Genomic DNA, 22663 nt, shown 5'->3' with positions numbered 1-22663 from the left:
TCAGCGAGTGACAGGACACGGCCTTGGACAGACGCACTGGACAATCGATCACCATCATCGGCGCCGGCCTCGCCGGCACCCTGCTGGCCACCCTGCTTGCACAGCGTGGCTGGCAGGTGGAGGTGTTCGAGAGCCGTGGCGATCCACGGCTGCACGGGTACGCGGGCGGGCGTTCGATCAACCTTGCGCTGGCCGAACGCGGCCTGCATGCGCTGCGCCAGGCCGGCGCCGACCTGGGCGTGATGCGCCAGGCGGTGATGATGCGCGGGCGCATGGTGCATCCGCTCGGCGGCGAGCCCGAGCTGCAGCGCTACGGCCGCGACGACAGCGAGGTGATCTGGTCGATCAGCCGCGCGGAGTTGAACATCGTGCTGATCGAAGCGGCCGAGGCCGCCGGCGCGACACTGCACTTCGACCGGCGCCTGGAGCAGGTCGATTTCGATGCGGGCACCCTGCAGGTCAAGGGCGATGGACACGACGAAACCCGGCCGTTCCGTACGCTTGTCGGCGCCGACGGTGCCGGCTCGACGCTGCGCGCGCAGATGCTGCGCGTACAGGACCTGGGCGAGCGCACCGAATGGCTCGACCACGGCTACAAGGAGCTGGAGATCCCGCCGGGCCCGCACGGCGATTTCCGCATCGAGGCCAACGCGCTGCACATCTGGCCGCGCGGCCACTACATGTGCATCGCCCTGCCCAATGACGAGCGCACCTTCACCGTCACCCTGTTCATGCCGCACGCAGGTCCGCATCCGAGCTTCGCGACGGTGCCCGACGGCGCGACGGCGCTGGCGCTGTTCCGTGACCAGTTCGCCGATGCGGTGCCCTTGATCCCGATGCTCGAAGAGGACTACGAGCGCAATCCCACCGGCTTGCTGGGCACGTTGTACCTAGATCAATGGCACCTGGACGGGCGTGCGGTGCTGCTGGGTGATGCCGCGCACGCGATGGTGCCCTTCCACGGGCAAGGCATGAACTGCGCCTTCGAGGACTGCGTGGCGCTGGCCGACCATCTCGATTCGGCGCCCGACATCGCCGCCGCCTATGCCGGCTTCGCCGAACAGCGAATGCCCGACGCGGCGGCGATCCAGCACATGGCGCTGGAAAACTACATCGAGATGCGCGACCGCGTGGATGACCGCGACTACCGCCTGCAGCGGGCACTGGAGCTGCAGCTGCAGGAGCGGCACCCGGGCCGTTTCATTCCGCACTACAGCATGGTCAGCTTCATGCGCATCCCCTACTCGCAGGCGCTGGCGCGCAGCGACGTACAGCGCGGCATCCTGGTGCGCGCGACCGCCGGGCTCGCAACACTGGGGAAGGTCGACTGGGCAAAGCTGGACGCCGAGGTGTTGGCGTTGCTCGAACCGCTGCCCGCCCACGGGTAGGAGCGGCTTCAGCCGCGACCAGGGCCGCACATCTCGGTAACTTCGGGAATCGCGGGTTCGCGGCTGAAGCCGCTCCTACAGGCGTGCGGGGTGGTGGCGCGGCGATGTGCGGCGGGAGGCTGCGCGCCACGGCAGGCCGCCCGTCCCGGAACCGTCGTTCCCGCGCCTACAATGCCCGCATGCCCGCATCCTTCCTGTTCTACGACCTGGAAACCTTTGGCGCAGATCCGCGGCGCACGCGCATCGCGCAGTTCGCGGCGATCCGCACCGACGAAGCGCTCAACGAGATCGAGGAGCCGATCGACTTCCTGGTCCGCCCTGCCGACGACCTGCTGCCCTCGCCCGACGCCACCATGGTCACCGGCCTGCCACCGCAGCGCGCATTGGCCGAAGGCGTGTCCGAAGCCGAAGCCTTCGCCCGCATCTTCGAGGAAATGTCGCGCCCGCAGACCTGCACGCTCGGCTACAACTCGCTGCGCTTCGACGACGAGTTCGTGCGCTATGGCCTGTATCGCAACTTCCACGATCCCTACGAACGCGAGTGGCGCGGCGGCAACTGCCGCTGGGACCTGCTTGACGTGCTGCGCCTGATGCATGCCCTGCGCCCGGATGGCATCAGCTGGCCGCAGCGCGAGGACGGCAAGGGCACCTCGTTCAAGCTCGAGCACCTGGCCATCGCCAACGGCGTGCGCAGCGGCGATGCGCACGAGGCGCTGTCGGACGTGCGCGCCCTGATCGGGCTGGCGCGGCGCTTCCGCGACGCGCAGCCGCGCCTGTGGGATTACGCCCTGCGCCTGCGCGACAAGCGCTACGCCGCCACCCTGCTCGACACCGTCGCGATGACGCCAGTGCTGCACGTCTCGCAGCGCTACCCGGCCACCCGCCTGTGCGCAGCGGCCGTGGTGCCGGTCACGCGCCATCCACGCATCGACAGCCGGGTGATCGTGTTCGACCTCGACGGCGATCCCGACACGCTGCTCCAGCTCGACGCCGACACCATCGCCGCCCGCCTCTACCTGCGCGCCGACCAGTTGCCCGAGGGCCAGGCGCGCATCCCGCTCAAGGAAGTCCACCTCAACCGCTGCCCGTCGATCGTGCGCTGGGACCATCTGCGCAGCGACGACTTCGTCCGCTTGTCGATCGATCCCGCGATTGCCCAATCGCGCGCCGCACGCCTGCGCGAAGCCGGCCCCGAACTGGCCGAGAAGCTGCGCCGCGTCTATGCGCAGGAGCGCGAACAGTCCGCCGCCGACGCCGATGCCGCGCTCTACGACGGTTTCCTGCAGGACGGCGACAAGCGCCTGTTCGCCGACGTGCGCGCCACCCCGCCCGCGCAGTTGGGCAGCCGCAGCTTTGGTTTCCGCGATCCGCGCATGCCCGAACTGCTGTTCCGCTACCGTGCCCGCAACTGGCCCGACACCCTGGACGCGGACGAACGCCAGCGCTGGAACGACTATCGCCGCCAGCGCCTGGCCGACGGCAGCACCCTGTCCGAACTCGGGTTCACGCCCTATTTCGATCGCATCGCCACACTGCGCGGCGAGCACGCCGGCAATGCCGAGCGACTTGCCCTGCTCGACCAGCTCGACGCCTGGGGCCAACACCTGCACGCATCACTGGCATGAGCACATATTTCACCGACAAGAGCCTGAAGTTCCTCCGCAGCCTGGCGCGCCACAACGAGCGCGTCTGGTTCCACGCACGCAAGGACGACTACGAGGCGCACGTGCGCGAGCCGTTCCAGCGCTTGCTCGACGACCTGCAGGGCCCGCTGGCGGAAGTCAGCCTGCACTTCCGCTCCGATTCGAAGAAGGTCGGCGGCTCGATGTTCCGCATCCAGCGCGATACGCGCTACGCGCACGACAAGGCCCCGTACAAGGAATGGCAGGGCGCGCGCCTGTTCCACGAACGCAGCCGCCAGGTGTCCGCGCCCTCGTTCTACCTGCACCTGGAGCCGGGCGGCAGCTTCTTCGGCGGCGGCATCTGGCATCCCGACACGCCGGTGCAACGCCAGATCCGACAGTTCATCTTCGACAATCCCGGCGGCTGGAAGGCGGCCGCGCATGCGCCCGCGTTCCGGCGTCGTTTTGATCTGGACAGCGACCAGATGCTGGTGCGCCCGCCGCGCGGCTTCCCGGCCGACTTCGAGTTCATCGACGACCTGCGCCACCGCAACTTCGTCGCCTGGCGCGGCATCGACGACGAGGTGATGCTCGGACCGCGCCTGCTCGCCACGCTGCAGAAGGATTTGCACGCGCTCACCCCCTTCATGGACTATCTGTGCGCCTCGCTGGACCTGGAGTTCTGATGCGCAAGTGGCTCATCCTGTCCGTCCTGCTGCTCGCTTCGCTGCTGGCCTACGTCGCGGCGGGACCGTGGCTCACCATGACCGCCATCGGCAAGGCGGTGCGCGAAGAGAACCATGCCGCGCTCGCCCGCCACGTCGACTTCCCGCCGCTGCGCGCCAGCCTCAAGGCCCAGTTCGGCGACCGCCTCGCGCGCAGCGTTGGCATCGAGCGGCAGACCGGCCTGCTCGGCGCGCTGGGCATGACCGTCGCCAACGAACTGGCTGGCGGCGCCGTCGACCTGATGGTCACGCCTTATGGCCTCGGCGCGCTGATGGAAGGCCGCAAGGTCTGGAACCGCGCCAGCGGACTGCCGCCGCCGCGCACCGAGGCAGGCGCGACCGCCCGGCCAGACCCATGGCGCAATGCGCAGCGGCGCTATGAGTCGACATCGCGCTTCACCGCCACCGTACACACCGAAGACGGCGCGCCGGTGGTGTTCGTGCTGACCCGCAAGGGCCTGCGCTGGAAGCTGTCGGATATCCGGCTGCCGCCTGCGGGCGTGGGTTGAGCAGCCCGCCGGCGGAGTACCCGCGCACCGCCTGGCAGCCCGCACCTGTAGAAGCGGCTTCAGCCGCGACCTGCGGCAGACAGGTCTGAACGACCGTCCTCATCCTTGGCGACGTGGGCGACAGGCGCGGGGTGTTGCTGGCGATCGCGGCTGAAGCCGCTCCTACAGGTGGGTGTGTGTCGCGGCGGGATCAGAATGGATAGGTGCGCGGCCCGGTCTGCACGGTGATCCACTGGTCGCGCGTGAACTCTTCGATGGCCCAGTCGCCGTTGAAGCGGCCGAGCCCGGAATTCTTCTCGCCGCCGAACGGTGCATTCGCCTCGTCGTTGACCGGCATGTCGTTCACGTGGGTCATGCCGGCGCGGATGCGTCGTGCGAATGCAAGGCCGCGCGCGACGTCGCCGGTGAACACCGCGCTCGACAGCCCGTAGTCGCTGTCGTTGGCCAGCTCCAGCGCGTGCCCGGCATCGCGCGCCGACAGGATGCCCACCAGCGGCCCGAAGATTTCCTCGCGCGCGATCTCCATCCCGGCGGTGACATCGCCGAACACGTGCGGCGGCATCACGTTGCCCTTCGGCTCGCCGCCGACAAGCATCGTCGCGCCCTCCTGCTTGGCGCGCGCCACCTTCGCGCGCAGCCCGTCGAGCTGGCTGGCATTGATGACCGGCCCCACCACCGTGTCCGGCTTGTCGGGATCGCCGACCGGCAGCGCCTTGACGCGTTCGACGAAGCGCGTGGTAAACGCCTCCAGCACCGGCGCCTCGACGATGATCCGGTTCACCGCCATGCAGATCTGCCCCTGGTGCAGGAACTTGCCGACCACAGCCGCGGCCACCGCAGCCTCGATGTCGGCATCGGCCAGCACCACGAAGGGACTGTTGCCGCCCAGCTCCAGCGCCACGCGCTTGAGGTGCTCGCCGCCGCTGGCGATGCGCCCGATGCCGCGTCCGACCGACGTGGAGCCGGTGAAGGAAATGAACGCCGGAACCGGATGCTCGACGAAGGCATCGCCGATCTCCGAGCCGGCGCCGACCAGCACGCTGAGCAGGCCCGGCGGCAGTCCGGCTTCCTCGAAGATATGCGCCAGCAGCAGGCCGCCGGTCACCGGCGTGTCGCTGGCCGGCTTGATCACCACCGCGTTGCCGAGCGCGAGTGCCGGCGCCACCGAGCGCGCGCTCAGGTGCAGCGGGAAATTCCACGGGCTGATCACCCCGACCACCCCCAGCGCCTGCCGATACACCAGGCTCTGCCTGCCGCGCACGTCGGAGGGAAGGATGTGGCCGTGGCTGCGGCCGGGCATGCCGGCCGCCTCCAGTGTGATGGCGCGCGCCGAACCCCATTCGATGCCCGCCTTGATCCGGGTGCTGCCGGATTCGCGGACCAGCCAGTCGATGATCTCGTCCTTGCGCGCGTCGAAGATCGTCACCGCCTTGTGCAGCACGGCGGCGCGCGCGCCCGGGCCCATGGCTTCCCACGCCGGCTGCGCGTCCTGCGCGGCGCGATAGGCCTCGTCGAGGTCTTCGTGGCTGGCCATCGCGATGTCCAGCAATGCCTCGCCGTTGAAGGGATCACTCACCTTGAGCCGACGTCCGGCGCCGCCCTCGCGCCAGCTGCCTGCGATCGGCAGCAGTCCGATCCGCTCGTAGCCTGCCGGGCCGCTCATCGCGGCTGCTCCACGGTGGCGGCGGATGCCGCGGGCATTCGCAGCACCGGCTTGACCGTCACACCGCTCGCGGAGTCGTCGAACGCCTGGGCAATCTGGTCAAAATCGTAGAAGCGCACCAGCCTGTCGAAGGGGAACCTGCCGGCCTTGTAGAACGCGACCAGCTGCGGGATGAACACCCGTGGCACCGAGTCTCCCTCGATCACGCCGATCATGCCCTTGCCCTCGGCCATCAGGTCGTTGTGCACGTCGATCTCCATCTTCGGCGTCACGCCGACGATGGCCACGCGACCCAGCGGGCGCAGCGCATTGAGTGCCTGGCGCACCACCGGCGGCGCGCCCGTGGTCTCCACCGCGTAATGGCTGCCGCCGCCGGACGCGGCCTTGATCTCCTTCACCACGTCGACGTCCTTGCCGTTGTAGGCGTGCGTGGCGCCGAGTTCGCGCGCGAGCTCGAGCCGGTTGTCGTGCACGTCCACCGCGAAGATCTGTGGGCAGCCGGCGATCTTCGCCGCCATGATTGCGCTCAGCCCGACCGCACCGCAGCCATAGACCGCGATGGAAGTGCCGAACTCGGGCCTGATCGAGTTGAGCACGGTGCCGGCGCCGGTCTGGATGCCGCAGCCCAGCGGTCCGAGCAGCGCCAGGTCCACGTCCTTGTCGACCTTGACCACGTTACGCTCGTGCGCCACGGCATGCGTGCCGAACGAGGACTGCCCGAAGAAGGTGGACAGGTCCGCATCGCCCTGGTGCAGGCGTGCGCTGCCGTCGTCCATGCGGCCGCCGAAATTCAGGTCGTTGAAGATGTCGCAGACGGTGGGATGGCCGGTCAGGCAATTGGCGCACTGGCCGCAATGTGCGAACGACATGACGACATGGTCGCCCGGCACCAGGCTGGTGACGTTCTGGCCGACCTTCTCGACCACGCCCGCGCCCTCATGGCCGAGCACGATCGGGTACGGCGATACCGCCAGGTCACGTCCCACCGCATCGGTATGGCAGACCCCGGTGGCCACCACCCTCACCAGCACCTCGCCGGGGGCTGGCCCGGACAGATTCACTGCCTCGATGGAAAAGGGTTCGCCCTGTGCGCGTGTCACCGCTGCCTGGATCTTCATGCAGGTCTCCAATCACGAATGTCGGTTCCAGCATGCACCCTGCGCGCGTAACCCCGCGTTGGAAATCTGCAATGGAACGGAGTGTCGCAAGCGGTGCGCTACGGAGGCCCCGAGCGGCATTCACGGGCGCGGCTCGAACCGCTGTCGTCCCCGTTGAGCCGAGCGCGCTTTGGCGCCGCGCAACGCGACGGCCTGTTCCATCACCGCCCGGTCTGGACTGACGACGCTGGCGCACAATGCATGCGGCCCGACGACGGGCAATACGGAGGCGCGGGATGAAGGCATACCGGATCACGCACGGCGGGCAGATCGATGGACTGCGGCTGGACGACATCGCCCAGCGGCCCCTGCAACCCCATGAAGTCCGCGTGCGGGTGCGCGCCGTGTCGCTGAACTACCGCGACCTGATGATCGCGCGCGGCGCGTACACGACGGGCGCGGATGGCACCGTCATCCCCTGCTCCGACGGCGCCGGCGACGTGGTCGCGATCGGCGACATGGTCAGCCGCGTCAAGCCCGGCGACCGGGTGGCGGCATCGTTCTTCCCGCACTGGCACGACGGCGCGCCCGACCGGCACAAGCTGCGCAGTTCGCTCGGTGGCGACGTCGACGGCATGCTCGCCGAGGAAGTCACCCTGCATGAGGACACCCTGGTCCTGCTCCCCGCACAGCTCGGCTACGTGGAGGCCGCCACCCTGCCCTGCGCAGGCGTGACCGCGTGGAACGCGATCTTCGAAACCGCCGACCTGCGGCCCGGCGACAGCGTGCTGTTGTTGGGTACGGGCGGCGTTTCGATCCTCGGCCTGCAGCTGGCGAAGGCGGCGGGCCTGCGCGTTGTCATCACCTCGTCCAGCGACGCCAAGCTTGATCGCGCACGCACCCTGGGCGCGGATGCGACGGTCAACTACCGCGACATGCCCGAGTGGCAGGACGAGGTGCTGCGCCTGACCGGCGGCGAAGGCGTCGACCTGGTGCTCGAAGTGGGCGGGCAGGACACGGCCGCCCGCTCCATCGCCGCCACTGCGATTGGCGGCACCATCGCGGTGATCGGTGGCGTCAGCGGCTTTGGCGGCGAGATCAGTCCGTTCGCACTGCTCAGCGCCAAGCGGTTGGCCGGCGTCTTCGTCGGCAGCCGGGCGATGCTGGAGCAGGTCATCCGTTCGATGGTCACCAGCGGCATCACGCCAGTGGTCGACCGCGTCTTCCCGTTCGGTGAGGCGCAGGCGGCATACCGCCATCTGGAATCAGGCGCGCACCTGGGCAAGGTCGTGATCGAAGTGGCCGGCTAGCGGCACGCATCCCGGCCAGCACGATCGCCTGCACGCCACCGGGCGTGCAGGACCGGGTCAACGCAAGCGCAGCACCGTGGTCGTGCCGCGCTGCTGTTCGGAATCGACACCAGCCTCCGGATCTCTCCCCGGCCGCTGTTCTCGCCGCTGCCACACCTCATCCAATCGCGTCGGCGATCTCCCTGGCGATGCGGGGATCGCCCAAGTAACCGACGATGGAATGCGGGTCGTCGTGGCCATTCTCGAAGTCCGGGTAGTTGGTGACGCCGAGACCGAACGTATGCCCGGTCAACTCGCCCTGCAGCGCCACGAAATCCTCCGGGTCGGCGCCGTTGACCCAGCGCTGCACGTTGTCGGGACGCGTGCGTGGTTTCGCGAAGCCCTTGCGCACGCTGTCGATGCCCAGCGGCGAGCCCAGCGTGACCAGCAGCGGCGACTGGCGCGGGCGCCCGTTGCGGGCGAACTCGCGCAGCATGGAATACGCCACGATGGTGCCCAGCGAGTGCGAGACGACGATCGCCGGCTCGTCGTCCTCGAACAGCGGCCGGACCAGCTTGTTGACCTCGTCATGGACATGCTGGTTGCGGATGTAGGCATGCGCCTGCCCCAACACGCGCAGCGCCAGCGTTCCGCGCAACGGAGACACCTTCTCCACGACGCGCGCGATCGCCTTGACCCACTTCTTGTGGATGCCCGCGCCCTGGGCCACGACCGTGGTCGCCGCCTCGTCCTGGATCATCTGCTCGGTCACGCCCATGCGCAGCGCCATCTGCTTGAGCGCGTCGAGCGCGAACTCGTCGAAGTCATCGCTGGCTTCTTCCGCGCCCAGCGCGATGGCCTGGCTGGTGACCTTGGCCGAGCTGAGCGTCTCGAGCGTGTCGCCGTAGAACGCGGCCTCGATGCGCGACAGCCTTGCCAGCGGATCGGGGCCTTGCCTGGCGTAGCTCGCATGCAGCGCATCCAGCCAGTCGTCGTGGATCTTGCGCGCGCTCTTGCCCTGCTGGTTGATACCGTGGACCAGGATCATGCGCATGGACGTGCTCCGTGGATGGATCTAGTTGACGACGACGTACTGGCTCGCCAGCGCGGACGTTTCGAGGCCCACCAGTTCCTCCAGCGCCTGCCGCCCCGCGGGCAGGAAGCCGGTGAACGCGCCCGGTGCGAGATGCGCCATCGCCGCCAGGGCCTGCTTGCGCCAGGGCTCCGCGCTCTTGTCGCAGCTCGCGGTGGTGACTGCGCCCCACGCATGGCGCATCCAGGGGACGCGTCCGGCGAGCGGATGCCTGTCGAATCCCGGCGTGGCGTCGAAGCAGAAGCCCTGACGCTGCTCCCCGCGCGTCCGCGGCGTGCGGGCAGGCACCGCCGGGATGTCGGCGTACAGGCGACCCCCGGATTCGAAGACGCGCCCGCCGCCATACAGCACGATATCCAGCGGCACCGGCTGCCCACACTGGGCATAGAAGCTCGCCATCGAGCGCAGGCTGTCGATATCGCGGATGGTGTCGTAGAACTGCGCGACGATGCAGCCCAGGGTGATGACCCGGTGCTTGCCATCGCGCAGGGACATGGCCGCATCGATGATCTCGTCCTGGCTCAGCAGCCCGGCATTGGCCCGCGCCATCAGGTCGATGGCGATCCGGCCTTGGGACTCGTCTGCACCGATGCGGCGGTGGAACAGGCTGATCGATGTCTCGTCCAGCACATGCATCGCGGCGACGAATTCCTGGACCACGCAGACCGAACACAGGCGCCCACTGGCGAGCGTGACCACGGTGTCGCTCCAGAGCAGCGAGTCGCTCGAGTCGCCGAGGTGGATACGGAACCAGTTGGGTTCTCCCTCCACGGGGGAGACCTCGCCATGCGAGGCCTGGACCTCGACGACATCTGCACCGCTGACGCAGATCCCGCATCCTGTCTCGAAATGATCGCGCACGGTGGCGCGTCCGACCTGTTCGGCGAATGCGTCGCGCCTGGCCTCGCGCGTCTGAAGGATGGCCTGCGCCTGCTCGGCCAGCGCAACCAGCCGCTCCGGCAGCCTGAGCCGCACCTTCTCCACCGCGCGCAGGCTTCGCGCGGGTTGCGGGGACTGGCCCGCGCGCGCGCTGCCATTGCCGGCTGACGAAGGCAGCGGGGGGCGCCCGGAAGCGGGCGCAGCGCCGGATGGGCCTGCTGGCGCAGGCGGCGTCGACGGTGCGGGTGCCATCGCCGGTGGCGGTGATGTTGCCGGTGCGGGAGGCGCGGCAGTGGTGGGGGGCTCAACTCCAGCGGATGGCGCTGCTGCGGTCTGTGGCGTTGCCCCCGCTTGCGTCGGCGCCGGCATGGGCAGCTGTCCCACGGCCTGCGGCGGCATCTTCAGGTAGATGCGATCGGTGTAGAAGCCCGGTTTGGGGCGCGGGACCATCCGCACGCCGTATTTCCCGGCTTCCTGCGCAACGTGGCCGTCCAGGTACACGGCGAGCGACTGGCTGGTGACCGCCAGATCCTGGCCGATCTGTTCGTACGAGGCCTGCGCCGCGTCACCTTCCAGCGCGTCGAGCAGCACCTCGGTGAACAGGCAGAAGTCGTCCTGCCCGTCAACGCCCTTGATCATGAAGGCCTGCTTGCCCGCGTCGACCGCAAAGAACTGGTCCAGCTCGTACGGCGCCTGGTCTTCGTCCGGCATGTCCAGCACCGGACTGCCGACGACGTCGATGAACTTCGCCGAGAACTCCTGGCAGGCGTCGCCGATGATCGCCACCTGGCGGGGGCCGTAGTACTCCAGCATCCGCTGCAGCGAGGACACCTTGATCGCCTCGGTGGGACGCTTTTTCCAATGGGTCAGGATCCAGTACTGGTCCCCGACCGCCATCGCGGCGCCATGCCCGGCAAAGAACACCACCAAGCGCTTGAGCTCGGTGCGGTCGGTGACCTCGGTGATGGCGGCGGCCATCTGGTCGCGCAGCAGGTCGACCGTGACCTCCCCGTGCTTGCGGTCATGGACGAGGACCGTCGCGTAGCCCTGGGCCGCGGCCCAGGCCGCCATCCGTTCGGCCGCCTTGATCGCCCCGGGCAGCTCGTCCAGATCGCCACCGGGCCTGGAGACGCCGATCGAAACGAAGACCCGGTCCGACTCTGTCACGTTTCAATCTCCGTCAGTCCCGAGCGGCGGGCCGGGCATCGGGCAGGGCGCCTGGTCCAATCCCGCCAGCAGAACCAACGCCGAACCCGGGAGGTGTCGGACAGGCCGGCAATCCAGCCAGACGTGGTCATGCACGTGCTGGTCCGCATCCGTCGCAAGACCTGCCGCCATGCGCTGGGCGGCCTGCGTCCCGCTGTCCGCTGGCGTGGCTCCTTGGCGTTGTCTGCACTGAGCACGGAGCGTGTTCGTCCAGGCCCATGGCCTCGACGACGCGGTCCGCGCCGGCATCCGGCCCGGCGTTCCGGCGAGGTTGCGGAGCGCGAAGCCGCAGGATGCACGATCGACAAACCACAGGGGACTCACCGCGCAGCAAGCGCAGGCCTGCTTGCGTGATCCGTTGACGGCATCGGCCGTCGCGGCACGCAACGGGACATGTGGAGGGACCCATGACGTCGGCGCCGCTTTCTCCTCTCGAGCCCACCGGCTTCCATCCCGAGCGCACGCCGGCTTCAGGGCGTCCGCCGCAGGGCCTGCTCGGCGCCTCTTTGGCATTCGAGCGCATGGTGACCGACATCCGGATGCTCGCGCGCACCGATGCGCCTGTGCTGCTCGACGGCGAGACCGGCTCGGGCAAGGAGCTCGCCGCGCGTGCCATCCACTACCTGGGCGAACGCGGCAGCCGACCCTTCGTGCCGGTGAACTGTGGCGCGATCCCGGAGGCGCTGTTCGAGTCGGAGCTGTTCGGCCACGTGCGCGGTGCGTTCACCGATGCGCGCACGCCGCGCGCCGGACTGGTGTGCCATGCCGAGGGCGGCACGCTGTTCCTGGACGAGATCGACACCCTGCCGCCAAAAGGCCAGGTGGTGCTGCTTCGCTTCCTGCAGGACCGCCGCTACCGGGTGCTCGGCCAGTCGCACGAAACCGTGTCGGACGCACGCATCCTCGCCGCCAGCAACCGTTGCCTCGAGGACGAGGTGACCGCGGGTCGCTTCCGCAGCGACCTGCTCTATCGGCTGAACATCCTGCGCCTGCGCGTCCCGCCGCTGCGCGAGCGCGGTGACGACGTCGCACTGTTGTGCCGCCACTTCGCACGGATCTACGCCGGCCGCTACGACCTGCCCTGCCCGGAGTTCGCACCGCAGGCGCTGGCGCGGCTGCAATCGCAGGCCTGGCCCGGCAACGTGCGCGAGCTGGAAAACACGGTGCACCGGATGGTGCTGCACGGCACGGTGGACGCACCGGGCGAGACCGACCCGAACCAGGCGCAATCGCCGCCTGCCGGCCACGTGCAGGCAAGTTTCCGCGATGCCAAGGCCGAGGCGATCGCGGCGTTCGAGCGCCGCTACCTGTGCAGCGTGATGGCGCATACCGGCGGCAACGTCAGCGCTGCCGCGCGCCTGGCACAGACCGACCGACGCGCGCTGGGGCGCCTGCTGAAGAAGCACGGCGTCGACTGCGACCGCTACCGGAACGGCTGAGACGCCGGGGCTGCGCATGGACGCCGCACATCGCCATGCGCCCGGTGGGATGCCGGCGCCCCACGGGTGGGCTGGCAACGTCCCATCCGCCGCGCCCACCCGCGAAGGCGCGCGGCGCCGCGCTTCGTCGCTCTCAGCCGGTGCGCACGGCTGCGATGCGGGACGCCCATGCCGCATCCAGCCGGATCTGCAAACCATTGATCTACTACGCCTCCGCCTGCTGGCACGCAGCTTGCGCTCAAACCATCCGGGCACGTCATCGATGGATGGGGCCATGTCGGTCGGCGAACGCGGACGCTCACGGGAGCTGCAGCGCGCACTGCGCGGCTACCTGGTGCGGCATCCGGGCGCGGCCGATGGCGTGGCCGGCATCCGCCTGTGGTGGTTGCCAGCGCACCTGCAAGGCATCGGAGACAGCGAACTGCGCGGCGCGCTCGATGACCTGGTCAGGCACGACGAAATACAGCGCATCGCACTGCTCGACGGCAGCGAGCTCTACGCCTCTCCCGCGACGGTCGCGTCCTCCGCCCACCGCGACACGCAATCCCGGCCGACCCGCCACTGAGGCACCGGCGTTTCCCGCACCACCGAGTCCAGGAGCAGTTCCATGCCACAAGCCCTCACCTACCCCGGCGTCTACATCGAGGAAGTCTCCAGCGGCGTGCGCACGATCACCGGCGTGGCGACCTCGATCGCGCTGTTCATCGGCTGGGCCGCGCGCGGCCCGGTGGACCGTGCGGTGCGCATCACCGGCTTCGCCGACTACGAACGCCGCTTCGGCGGCCTCGACCAGCGCACCCTGCTCGGCTACTCCGTGCGCCACTTCTTCGACAACGGCGGCGGCGATGCCTACATCCTGCGCCTGGCCGCCAGTGGCCTCGAGGAGGAGGAAGACGAGGGCCTCAACGCTGCGGGTGCGGTCGCTGCCGCCGAGGGTCTGGCCGTCTCCGCCAGCTCCCCCGGCGAATGGGCCAACGACGTGCGCGTGCGCGTGATCCGCCGGACCGGTGCGGATGCGGCCGATCCCGTGGCACTGCGCTTCAAGCTGGAGGTGATCAACCATCCCACAGAGGACGCGGTGGTGGAAGTGTTCGAGAACCTGTCGATGGATCCCGCCGACCCGCGCTTCGCCGATGACGTGGTGAACGGACGTTCGCTGTTCATCACCGTCGAGGCCGACGGCGACCCGCCCGATGACGGGGTCGTACTCGAACTCGACGGCGGCGCCGACGGCGTGGCCTGGACCGCCGCTGACGGCGATTTCCGCACCGCACTGCTGGCCAGCTTCGGCATCGGCACGCCCACCGATCGCATCGACCTGTTCAACCTCGCCTGCGTGCCGGGGCTGACCGATGCAGCCACCATCTCGTCGCTGCAGGGCCGCTGCCGCGAGCGCCGGGCGTTCCTGATCGTCGACGCCCCGGAGGAAGCGACCGTCGAGAACATGGTCGACGACGGCCTCGACGACATCACCGGCGCCGACGCCAACTACTCGGCGCTGTACTACCCCTGGGTGCGCGCGCCCGACCCGCTCAAGCAGGGCGTGCCGCGCGCGTTCCCGCCCTGCGGCTTCGTGGCCGGCGTGTACGCACGCACCGACGCCAGCCGTGGCGTATGGAAGGCGCCAGCGGGAATCGATGCCGGCATCAACGGCGCCTCGGCGCTGGCAGTGGCGATGAGCGATGCCGAGAACGGACAGCTCAACCCCCAGGGCATCAACTGCCTGCGCGCGCTGCCGGTGTACGGCTCGGTGGTGTGGGGCGCGCGCACCCTGCACGGCCACAACGACCGCGCATCGGAATGGAAGTACGTGCCGGTGCGGCGCATGGCGCTGTTCCTCGAGGAGAGCCTGTACCGCGGCACGCAGTGGGTGGTGTTCGAGCCCAACGACGAGCCGCTGTGGGCGCAGATCCGGCTCAATGTCGGCGCGTTCCTGCAGAACCTGTTCCGCCAGGGCGCGTTCCAGGGCAGGTCGCCGCGCGAGGCGTACTTCGTCAAGTGCGACCGCGAGACCACGACCCAGACCGACATCAACATGGGCGTCGTCAACATCCACGTCGGCTTCGCGCCGCTGAAGCCGGCCGAGTTCGTGGTCATCCGGCTGCAGCAGATCGCCGGCGACATCCCTGTCTGAGGAGCGGACCATGGCACAGTTTTCCGTCAATGCAGCGCGCTTCGATCCCTACAAGAACTTCAAGTTCCGGCTCAAGTGGGACGGGCGCTTCGTCGCCGGGATCAGCAAGTGCTCCGCGCTCAAGCGCAGCACCGAAGTAGTCGAGCACCGCGAGGGCGGCGACCCGAGCACATCGCGCAAATCGCCCGGCCGCAGCAAATACGAACCGCTCACCCTCGAGCGCGGCGTCACCCACGACCCGGAGTTCGAGAAGTGGGCCAACAAGGTCTGGAACTACGGCTCCGGGCTCGGCGCTGAAGTCTCGCTGCGCGACTTCCGCAAGGACCTGATCCTCGAGGTCTACAACGAGGCCGGCCAGGTCGTGCTGGCGTACAGGATCTACCGCTGCTGGGTGTCGGAGTACCAGGCGCTTCCCGACCTCGACGCCAACGCCAACGCAGTCGCGATCCAGACGCTCAAGCTCGAGAACGAGGGCTGGGAGCGCGACTACGAAGTCGCCGAGCCGTCCGAACCGGTGTTCAGCGAGCCGGCCTGATGCACGCCGACGCTCTACTGCTGGACCTGTGGGAGGGCGCGGCCGGCCATCGCGGTGCGCAGCGCGAGCATGCGCTGCTCGGCGAGGCTCCGCGTTCGCTGCCCGAGCGCAATCTGGCAGCGCTGCGGCGCCACGCGGAACTGTTCGGGACCGCGGTCGAGCTGATCGGGCGATGCCCGCACTGCGGGACGACGGTGGAATTCACCGTCGATGCGGATCGCTGCACGGGCACGCTGGTCGCGGATGCGGAAGAGTCCCCATCTTCGGCGGAATGGCACGTGCTCGCCGGTGATGGCGCTGCCACCCGCTTCAGGCTGCCGACGCCCGACGACCTGGATGCGCTGCAGGCGATCGAGGATGCCGACGCATTCGCCGACGCCTTGCTTGCGCGCTGCGTGGACGGTGGCATCCCGGCCGATCACGCGCTGCGCGATGCGATCGCCGGGCGCATGCAGGAATTGCTACCTGGCGCAACGCTCGACTTCGCGCTCCAGTGCCCGGATTGCAGCCACGCCTGGCGCGCTCCGCTGGATCCGGTCGACCTGCTGTGGCGCGTGCTGCGCGCCCGCGCAGAGCGCTTGCTGGTCGAGGTGGCGTTGATCGCGCAGCGTTTCGGCTGGAGCGAGCGCGAGATCCTCGCGCTTGGGCCGGTCCGTCGCGCCGCCTACCTGCAGCTGGCGGGCGCCTGAGGGCGGCATGTCCGACTTCCTTCGCCTGCTCGCGCCACGCCACGCGGATGCACTGCGACCGGCGGCTCCGCTGCGTGCCCTGGCGGCGCCAATCGCGCCGATGGCCGACATGCAGGCGTCGACAGGCGAACCGGAGGCGCCCGGCATCGCAGCGCCCCGCCTGGATACGGCCAAGTCGCGAACCGCCGGGATGCAGGTGGAACATCCGCGAGCCGACGCGCTGCCCCACGGGACGCGCGGACGCATTGCCGCGACGGACTCCGCGCCGATCATCCCCGGCGTGGCGAGGCATCCGGCTGTCGATGCCATGCCCCTGGAATCCCCTGCCTTGCCCCGGAATGACAAGGCAGGGGCCCAAGACGCCCTGGCGCTCCGCTCCGTCGCGCCTGCGATCCAGCCTGCGCCCCACGACCACTCCACCATTGGGCCGCCCCCGGCGCAGCGCGCGCGCGCTGCGCCGCCCGCGCCGTTGCCGCGATCCATGCCGGAACAGCTGGCGGCACCGCTGTCGGCCACGACAGTCGCCCTGCTCGCCCCTGCCATGGCGCCCGCTGCGCCACCCGCGATCCACATCAGCATCGATCGCATCGAGGTGCGCGCCCCCGCGCAGCCGGCGAAGCAGCCCCCGCCTCGCCCGCGCGTCGTTCCAGAGCCGCAAAACCTGCACGACTACCTGCGCAGGAAGCCGTCGCCGTGAGTTCGCCGCTCGCCATCGGTGCGGTCAGCGCGGTGCTGCGCAACCTGCTCGACGACGCCATGATCACCAGCGTCGCGCCGGCGCTGGGCACGACGGTCACCGTCACCGCGGTGGCGCCCGACACGATCGACCTCGACGACGAACAGATGGCGCCGCGCCTGAACCTGTTCCTGCACCAGATCACGCCCAACGCCGGCTGGCGCAACGGCGCCCTGCCCTCGCGCAGCGGCGCCGGCGAGCGCCTTGCCAACGCGCCGCTCGCGCTCGACCTGCACTACCTGCTGACCGCCTACGGCCGCGCCGACTTCCAGGCCGAGATCCTGCTCGGCTATGCGATGCACGTGTTACACGAGCGGCCGTGGCTGGACCGCGCCTCGATCCGCGACGCGCTCTCGCCCGGCCCGCTCGAGCTGGGGATGTTCCCGCCGCAGGTCCAGGCGCTGTCGCAATCCGACCTCGCCGACCAGGTCGAAGCAATCAAGATCACGCCCGCCGCGCTAGGCATCGACGAGATGAGCAAGCTGTGGTCGGCGATCCAGACGCACTACCGGCCGTCCGCGGCCTACCAGGTGTCGGTGGTGCTGATCGAGGGCACGCGTCCCGGCGTTTCGCCGTTGCCGGTGCTCTCGCGCGGCCGGGTCGACCCGATCACCCAGCGCGATGGCGGCGTGCGCGTCAACCCGGACCTGCTGCCCGCCGTGCCCACGCTGTTCGCCGCCGAGCCACCGGGCAAGCACAGGAGCGCGCGGCTTGGTGACACCGTGGCCGTCACCGGCATCCGCCTCGCCGGTGCGACGCCGCGCGCGCGGCTCAGGCATCGGCTTCGCGAGACGCCCTTCGAGATCGACGTGGTGCTCGACACCGACGGTCGCGGATTCAGCCTCGAACTTCCCGACGACCTCGCCGCCCAGGCCGCACTCCCCGCCGGCCCGTGGCAGCTCAGCCTGGTGCTCACGCCAGCGGACGAACCGGCACCGCGCGAAACCAACGCGATCCCGCTGCTGCTCAGCGCACGACCGACGATCGAGGCGATCGGCGCGCCACTGAACCTGCCTGCGATCTCGATCGTGCGCAGCGCCGACCCGCCGCGGGTGCGCGTGACGCTCGCCTCGCAGCCGCGGGTGCGCCCGCAGCAGCAGGCCGTGCTGATGCTCGGCGCGCGCCAGTGCAGTGCCAATCCGCGGGCTGCAGACGGCGATCCGCTGGTGTTCGATTTCCCCACCACGCTGACAACGGGCGACCACTACCTGCGCCTGCGCGTGGACGGCATCGACAGCGAGCTGATCGTCATCGCGCCCGACCAGGCGCCGGTGTTCGACCCGGAACTCCAGGTCACCGTGCCATGAACGCCGAAGCCGGCATCATCGCCACCACCGACACATCCTGGGACGTGCGCAACCAGCGCTGGCTGGTCGCGCAGCTGGCGCGGCTGCGCGAACGGATCGAGGGCGGCACGGATGCGGGCGCCGCTCTGGCCAGCGGGGACGACACTGGCCTGGTACCGGCACTGCAGCATTGCGCAGAGCTGTTCGGGCTGAGCGGGTTCGAGCGCGACGTGCTGCTGCTGTGTGCCGGGGTGGCCCTGGACGCCACGTTCGCGCGTTCGGTGGCGCAGGCCTGTGGCCGCGCCGACGGGCAGCCGACGTTTCCGTTTGCGCTCGCGCTGCTCGAAGCCCCGCACTGGGACGCACTGTCTCCCCAGGCACCGCTGCGCTATTGGAGGCTGGTCCGCACGGACGGGCCAGTGCCCACGTCCGCGCCACTGCACATCGACGAACGCATGCTGCACTACCTGTGCGGCGTGACAGCGATCGACGAACGCCTCGACGGCATCGCCGAACTCGTCGCACCTCCGGCACCCGATGGCGAACCTGCGGCGTGGACCGGTGAGGTGGTCGCTGCGTTTTCCGGCGGGCGCGATTGCGTCCAGCTCGAGCGCGCAGGTGCCCCCGTCCTCCGCGACGACCTACTGCAGCTGCTCGCCGCGACACAGCGAAGCGCACTGTGCGTGTCCGAACTGCCCGAAGACGCCACGGCGCTCTGCCACACGCTGCGCCTCATCGACCGCGAGGCGGCATTGTCCGCCGCCCTGGTGGTACTGGACCCGGCCGTTCCGGCATGGCTGGATCGCATCCAATCGCAACTGCGCAGCCCGCTGATCATGATCGCGTCGGCCGAAGGCGCGGCTGGCGCGCCCCACGACAGCCATCTGCGCGTCGTGCAGCTGCCCGAGGCCACGCCTGTATCGCGCGCGCAGGATCTCGTCCATCGCGCCCGTCGTTTCGGTTCGACGCTTCCCGACGCCGTGCTGTGCGACGCGGTGTCCGACGCCTGCGAACAGTTCGCACCCGGCGTGCCCGGCGCCATGTACGACGCCGCGCGTGCCATTTCCGAAGCCGTCGATGCCGGCGAGGCGCGACGGATCGCGTGGGCAGCGCTGCGCGAGCACAGCCGGCAAGGCCTGGACCGTCTGGCGCAACGGATCGACGCCGCCACCACGCTCGACGACCTCGTCTTGCCGCCGGCGCAGGCCAACCTGCTTGGCGAAATCGGCCGCCAGCTGCTGCATCGTCGACGCGTCTACCGCGACTGGGGCTTCGCAGGCAAAGGCGCGCGCGGCCTCGGCATCGCCGCGCTGTTCACCGGCGAAAGCGGCACCGGCAAGACCATGGCCGCCGAGGCCATCGCCAATGCCGCCGGCCTCGACCTCTACCGGATCGACCTGGCCGGCACCGTCAGCAAGTACATCGGCGAGACCGAGAAGAACCTGCGGCGCATCTTCGACGCCGCCGAATCCAGCGGTGCCGTGCTGCTGTTCGACGAGGCCGACGCGCTGTTCGGCAAGCGCAGCGAAGTCAAGGACAGCCACGACCGCTACGCCAACATCGAGACCGCCTACCTGCTGCAGCGGATCGAGGCCTATCGCGGCCTCGCCATCCTCACCACCAACATGAAGAGCGCGATCGACAAGGCGTTCCTGCGCCGGATCCGTTTCGTCGTGCAGTTCCCGTTCCCCGACGAAACCGCGCGCGATGCGCTATGGCGGCGCCAGTTCCCGCCGCAGGCGCCGCTGGCGGACGACATCCGCTGGCCGTCGCTGGCGCGCATGCCCCTGGCCGGCGGCAACATCCGCTCGGTCGCGCTCAACGGGGCCTTCCTCGCCGCGCACGAGGACATGCCCATCGCGAACCGGCACCTGCTCGCCGCCGCGCATGCCGAGCTCGCCAAGCTGGAGCGCAGCCCAGGACCCAGTGCAGGAGGTGTCCAGTGAAACCGCTACCTCCCCAAACATCGATCCATCTCCACATCCGCCGGCTCACGCTGGAGGACGGGCTGGGGCTTACACGCCATCAGCTGGACTCGGCCCTGCGCTCGGCATTAGCGGGCCCGCCGCCAGTCGATGGACCGCCCTGCGGCCCGCAGGCAGGCCATGCGGTCGCCGAAGCCGTCGTCCGGGAAATCGCCCGTCGTCTCCAGAACCTGCGCCAGCACTTGTCTCCACGATCGCCCCCAGGAGTTCCGCCGTGAAAACCTGCCCCACCCAAGCCCCGGAACCCAGCCGGGCGCTCACACCGGCGATAGCCCGAAGGACGATGTCCGCCTATCACGCGATCACCCCCGACGCGCGTTCCGCCGACGAGCGTCCGCATCTCGATTTCGGCGCCGTGCCAATCAGGCGCAGCAGTTCTCCCGGAGGCGCCGACAGCGGCATCGCGATGTCAGACAGCGCCGGCGGCAGCCGCGCTCAGTCGCCTACACCTGCACCTGCGCCTGCCCCGGCGCCCGCGCCCGCGGCCGAGCCGACCCTATCCCTGTCCAACGACACCTATACCGATTCGGGAAACACCTCGCACAAGACCATCAAGTTCAATGTCGCCGTCCCAACAGGACGCGCAGCGGCGGACTACTGCCTGGTCAACAAGCTGCAAGGCCACCTGAAGAAGGCTGACGGCACCTACTGGAAAGTGAGCATGTACGGCTCGCCGGTCGACTTCAATTTCTCCTCCGAGCAGGTCGACTCGGTTGATGCTGACCCCGTGTACTGGAGTACCTCGTCATCGCGTCGCAACTACACCACTGAGTCGGGCGGCTTCAGTGCGACGGATGATCCCGGCCCCCCGGGGCATGCGTTTGCACCGGGAACTGAGGCCAAAGTCAAGTTCAAGATCGGCCTCTACCGCCTGGCGGACGTCCCGACCACGACCTCAGGCTCACTCGCGGCCAGCCCGATTCACGAGCTGCCGTGGCAATACTCAGTAGTTGCGTCTTCGTCCGGCAGCCTTTCGCACCCGAGCCTGTGAGATGCCCACCATGCCTCGCGCCGAACCTGGACCGCTGCTGGACGAGCTCAATCGCTGGGCTGCGTTGCGCGGGACCGACATCGCCGATTCTGGAGAGATCGGCGCACGGATCGCCACGCTGCTTGAGCAGTTGCATTCCTGCGGCGCGACCGTGGTCGAGCGAGAGGGCCGCTTCGTTCTTGAAGGGACGGAAGTGGAGCGTCTGCTCGCCGAACTCAATCACTGGGCTGGGCTTGCCGACCCGACCATCGCTGACACCGGTGAAATCGGCGCTCGCATCGGTGCGCTGATCACGGAGCTGCGCGGCCTCGGCGCCCGCTTGGAACTGCGCGACGGCCGCTACCACCTCATCGGCGATGATGCTCCGGGATCCCTGAGGTGAGCCTCTCGTCCTCCCCAAGACTCATCAAGGGCGGCCTGGTGATCCTGCCGCCGGGCGGCAATGGCGCGCCGACGCGCACCATCGCGCTGCAGTACAACCCCGACTCGCTCGCGCGCAGTTACCAGGTGCAGGGCACGGGTGGCGATGGCGACGGCCAGCGCGCGCAGCCGTTCCGGCTGAAGGGGCCGGCGATCGAGTCGATCAAGGTCGAAGCCGAGATCGACGCCACCGACCGACTGGAATCCCCCGACCAGCACGCCGAAACCGTCGAGCACGGCATCGGCCCGCAGCTGGCGGCGCTGGAATCGCTGGTGCATCCCTCGGCCGGCGAGCTGCAGGCGCTCGATGCGCTCGCGTCCAGTGGCGTGCTGGAGATCGTCCCGGCCGAGGCACCGCTGGTGCTGTTCGTGTGGGGCCGCGACCGCATCGCACCGGTGCGGGTCACCGAGCTGTCGATCACCGAGGAGGCTTTCGACGCCGCACTCAATCCAATCCGGGCCAGGGTCAGCATCGGCCTGCGCGTGCTGTCGAGCGATGACTACGGCTTCCGGCATCGCGGCGGCGCGCTGTTCCTCAACCACCTGCGTGCGCGCGAGGCGCTGGCGACGAAGTCGCCGAGCGCGACCCTGCAGGCCCTCGGCATCGACGCATTGCCATGAGGACGCGACCATGACCGACCCGATCCAACTGCTGATCGACGCGGGCGCGATCCCCAGCGAACCCTTCGATCCGCTCAGCCGCTACCGCGGCGTCGCGCTGGCGCTGCATGTGCCCGCACCCGGCGCGGAGCCGATCGCTCATGTCGCGCGCCGCTTCATCCCGCAGCGGCAATCGATCCCGGTCGCGGTCGAGGCCGTGGTGGCAGCGGTGGATCGCCCCGACCTGCTGGCCGCGCGCACGCTCGGCAGTCCCCTGTCGTACTGGCGCATCGCCGACGCGAACGCGGTGACCGATCCGTTCGAGTTGACCGACGTGCCCGGCGCGCGCGTCGCGATCCCCTCGGGAGGCACCTGAA

The 22663-nt window shown here is 69.4% G+C and carries 21 protein-coding genes; 17 read left to right on the top strand and 4 right to left on the bottom strand.

The features are described from left to right. Positions 1-23: 23 nt before the first annotated feature. The 4 genes from ACW5EG_RS06510 to ACW5EG_RS06495 all read left to right on the top strand — a co-directional run bounded on the left by ACW5EG_RS06510 (position 24) and on the right by ACW5EG_RS06495 (position 4244). On the top strand, positions 24-1388 hold the full coding sequence (locus ACW5EG_RS06510; protein WP_457017954.1) for an FAD-dependent oxidoreductase: 1365 nt from the start codon (positions 24-26) through the stop codon (positions 1386-1388). 179 nt (positions 1389-1567) lie between these two features. Continuing rightward, entirely contained in the window at positions 1568-3013 is a 1446-nt protein-coding gene (gene sbcB, locus ACW5EG_RS06505; protein ID WP_457017953.1) for an exodeoxyribonuclease I, read from the top strand. Then, a complete protein-coding gene (locus ACW5EG_RS06500; RefSeq protein ID WP_457017952.1) occupies positions 3010-3696 on the top strand; it encodes a DUF2461 domain-containing protein in 687 nt (228 codons plus the stop codon). The genes sbcB and ACW5EG_RS06500 overlap by 4 nt, the downstream gene beginning before the upstream one ends. Continuing rightward, positions 3696-4244, top strand: a complete 549-nt coding sequence (locus tag ACW5EG_RS06495; protein ID WP_457017951.1) for a DUF2939 domain-containing protein — start codon at positions 3696-3698, stop codon at positions 4242-4244. The genes ACW5EG_RS06500 and ACW5EG_RS06495 overlap by 1 nt, the downstream gene beginning before the upstream one ends. A gap of 190 nt (positions 4245-4434) precedes the next feature. On the opposite strand, the gene ACW5EG_RS06490 is transcribed toward ACW5EG_RS06495, so the two are convergent. Next, a complete protein-coding gene (locus tag ACW5EG_RS06490; RefSeq protein WP_457017950.1) occupies positions 4435-5907 on the bottom strand; it encodes an aldehyde dehydrogenase family protein in 1473 nt (490 codons plus the stop codon). After that, positions 5904-7025 (bottom strand): NAD(P)-dependent alcohol dehydrogenase, encoded by a 1122-nt coding sequence (locus ACW5EG_RS06485; RefSeq protein WP_457017949.1) that lies wholly within the window; start codon positions 7023-7025, stop codon positions 5904-5906. Before ACW5EG_RS06485 ends, ACW5EG_RS06490 begins: the two co-directional genes overlap by 4 nt. 275 nt (positions 7026-7300) lie before the next feature. On the opposite strand from ACW5EG_RS06485, the gene ACW5EG_RS06480 reads away from it, so the two are divergent. Next, the gene (locus ACW5EG_RS06480) at positions 7301-8314 is read left to right on the top strand and encodes a zinc-dependent alcohol dehydrogenase family protein (RefSeq protein ID WP_457017948.1); all 1014 of its coding nucleotides are present in this window, start codon (positions 7301-7303) and stop codon (positions 8312-8314) included. A gap of 157 nt (positions 8315-8471) precedes the next feature. On the opposite strand, the gene ACW5EG_RS06475 is transcribed toward ACW5EG_RS06480, so the two are convergent. Together ACW5EG_RS06475 and ACW5EG_RS06470 are read right to left on the bottom strand one after the other, a co-directional pair. Next, on the bottom strand, positions 8472-9347 hold the full coding sequence (locus ACW5EG_RS06475) for a hypothetical protein (protein ID WP_457017947.1): 876 nt from the start codon (positions 9345-9347) through the stop codon (positions 8472-8474). A gap of 21 nt (positions 9348-9368) precedes the next feature. Beyond that, a complete protein-coding gene (locus ACW5EG_RS06470) occupies positions 9369-11432 on the bottom strand; it encodes a hypothetical protein (RefSeq protein WP_457017946.1) in 2064 nt (687 codons plus the stop codon). Between the two features lie 446 nt (positions 11433-11878). On the opposite strand from ACW5EG_RS06470, the gene ACW5EG_RS06465 reads away from it, so the two are divergent. From ACW5EG_RS06465 to ACW5EG_RS06410, 12 genes are all read left to right on the top strand, one after another. Next, on the top strand, positions 11879-12910 hold the full coding sequence (locus tag ACW5EG_RS06465; protein ID WP_457017945.1) for a sigma 54-interacting transcriptional regulator: 1032 nt from the start codon (positions 11879-11881) through the stop codon (positions 12908-12910). A gap of 274 nt (positions 12911-13184) precedes the next feature. Beyond that, complete coding sequence (locus ACW5EG_RS06460) at positions 13185-13475, top strand: hypothetical protein (RefSeq protein ID WP_457017944.1); 291 nt, start codon at positions 13185-13187, stop codon at positions 13473-13475. Between the two features lie 42 nt (positions 13476-13517). Beyond that, positions 13518-15044 carry a phage tail sheath family protein gene (locus ACW5EG_RS06455; protein WP_457017943.1) on the top strand — a complete coding sequence of 509 codons (1527 nt, stop codon included), beginning with the start codon at positions 13518-13520 and terminating at the stop codon, positions 15042-15044. Between the two features lie 10 nt (positions 15045-15054). Continuing rightward, entirely contained in the window at positions 15055-15579 is a 525-nt protein-coding gene (locus ACW5EG_RS06450; protein ID WP_457017942.1) for a phage tail protein, read from the top strand. Further along, a complete protein-coding gene (locus ACW5EG_RS06445) occupies positions 15579-16268 on the top strand; it encodes a hypothetical protein (RefSeq protein WP_457017941.1) in 690 nt (229 codons plus the stop codon). Before ACW5EG_RS06450 ends, ACW5EG_RS06445 begins: the two co-directional genes overlap by 1 nt. Before the next feature lie 7 nt (positions 16269-16275). Continuing rightward, positions 16276-16965 (top strand): hypothetical protein, encoded by a 690-nt coding sequence (locus tag ACW5EG_RS06440; RefSeq protein ID WP_457017940.1) that lies wholly within the window; start codon positions 16276-16278, stop codon positions 16963-16965. Next, entirely contained in the window at positions 16962-18311 is a 1350-nt protein-coding gene (locus tag ACW5EG_RS06435; RefSeq protein WP_457017939.1) for a DUF4255 domain-containing protein, read from the top strand. Before ACW5EG_RS06440 ends, ACW5EG_RS06435 begins: the two co-directional genes overlap by 4 nt. Then, positions 18308-20236 carry an ATP-binding protein gene (locus ACW5EG_RS06430; protein WP_457021100.1) on the top strand — a complete coding sequence of 643 codons (1929 nt, stop codon included), beginning with the start codon at positions 18308-18310 and terminating at the stop codon, positions 20234-20236. The genes ACW5EG_RS06435 and ACW5EG_RS06430 overlap by 4 nt, the downstream gene beginning before the upstream one ends. A 322-nt stretch (positions 20237-20558) precedes the next feature. Next, positions 20559-21266 carry a hypothetical protein gene (locus ACW5EG_RS06425; protein ID WP_457021099.1) on the top strand — a complete coding sequence of 236 codons (708 nt, stop codon included), beginning with the start codon at positions 20559-20561 and terminating at the stop codon, positions 21264-21266. 1 nt (position 21267) lies between these two features. After that, entirely contained in the window at positions 21268-21648 is a 381-nt protein-coding gene (locus ACW5EG_RS06420; RefSeq protein ID WP_457017936.1) for a hypothetical protein, read from the top strand. Beyond that, positions 21645-22307, top strand: a complete 663-nt coding sequence (locus tag ACW5EG_RS06415; protein ID WP_457017935.1) for a CIS tube protein — start codon at positions 21645-21647, stop codon at positions 22305-22307. Before ACW5EG_RS06420 ends, ACW5EG_RS06415 begins: the two co-directional genes overlap by 4 nt. 10 nt (positions 22308-22317) lie before the next feature. Then, positions 22318-22662: a Base plate wedge protein 53 gene (locus ACW5EG_RS06410; protein ID WP_457021098.1), complete on the top strand. Its 345-nt coding sequence runs from the start codon at positions 22318-22320 to the stop codon at positions 22660-22662. The last annotated feature ends 1 nt before the right edge of the window (position 22663 follow it).

The sequence above is a fragment of the Luteimonas sp. A611 genome (assembly GCF_054072715.1).
Note: the sequence above shows the minus strand (reverse complement) of the source record. Positions and strands in the feature narration are given on the sequence as shown.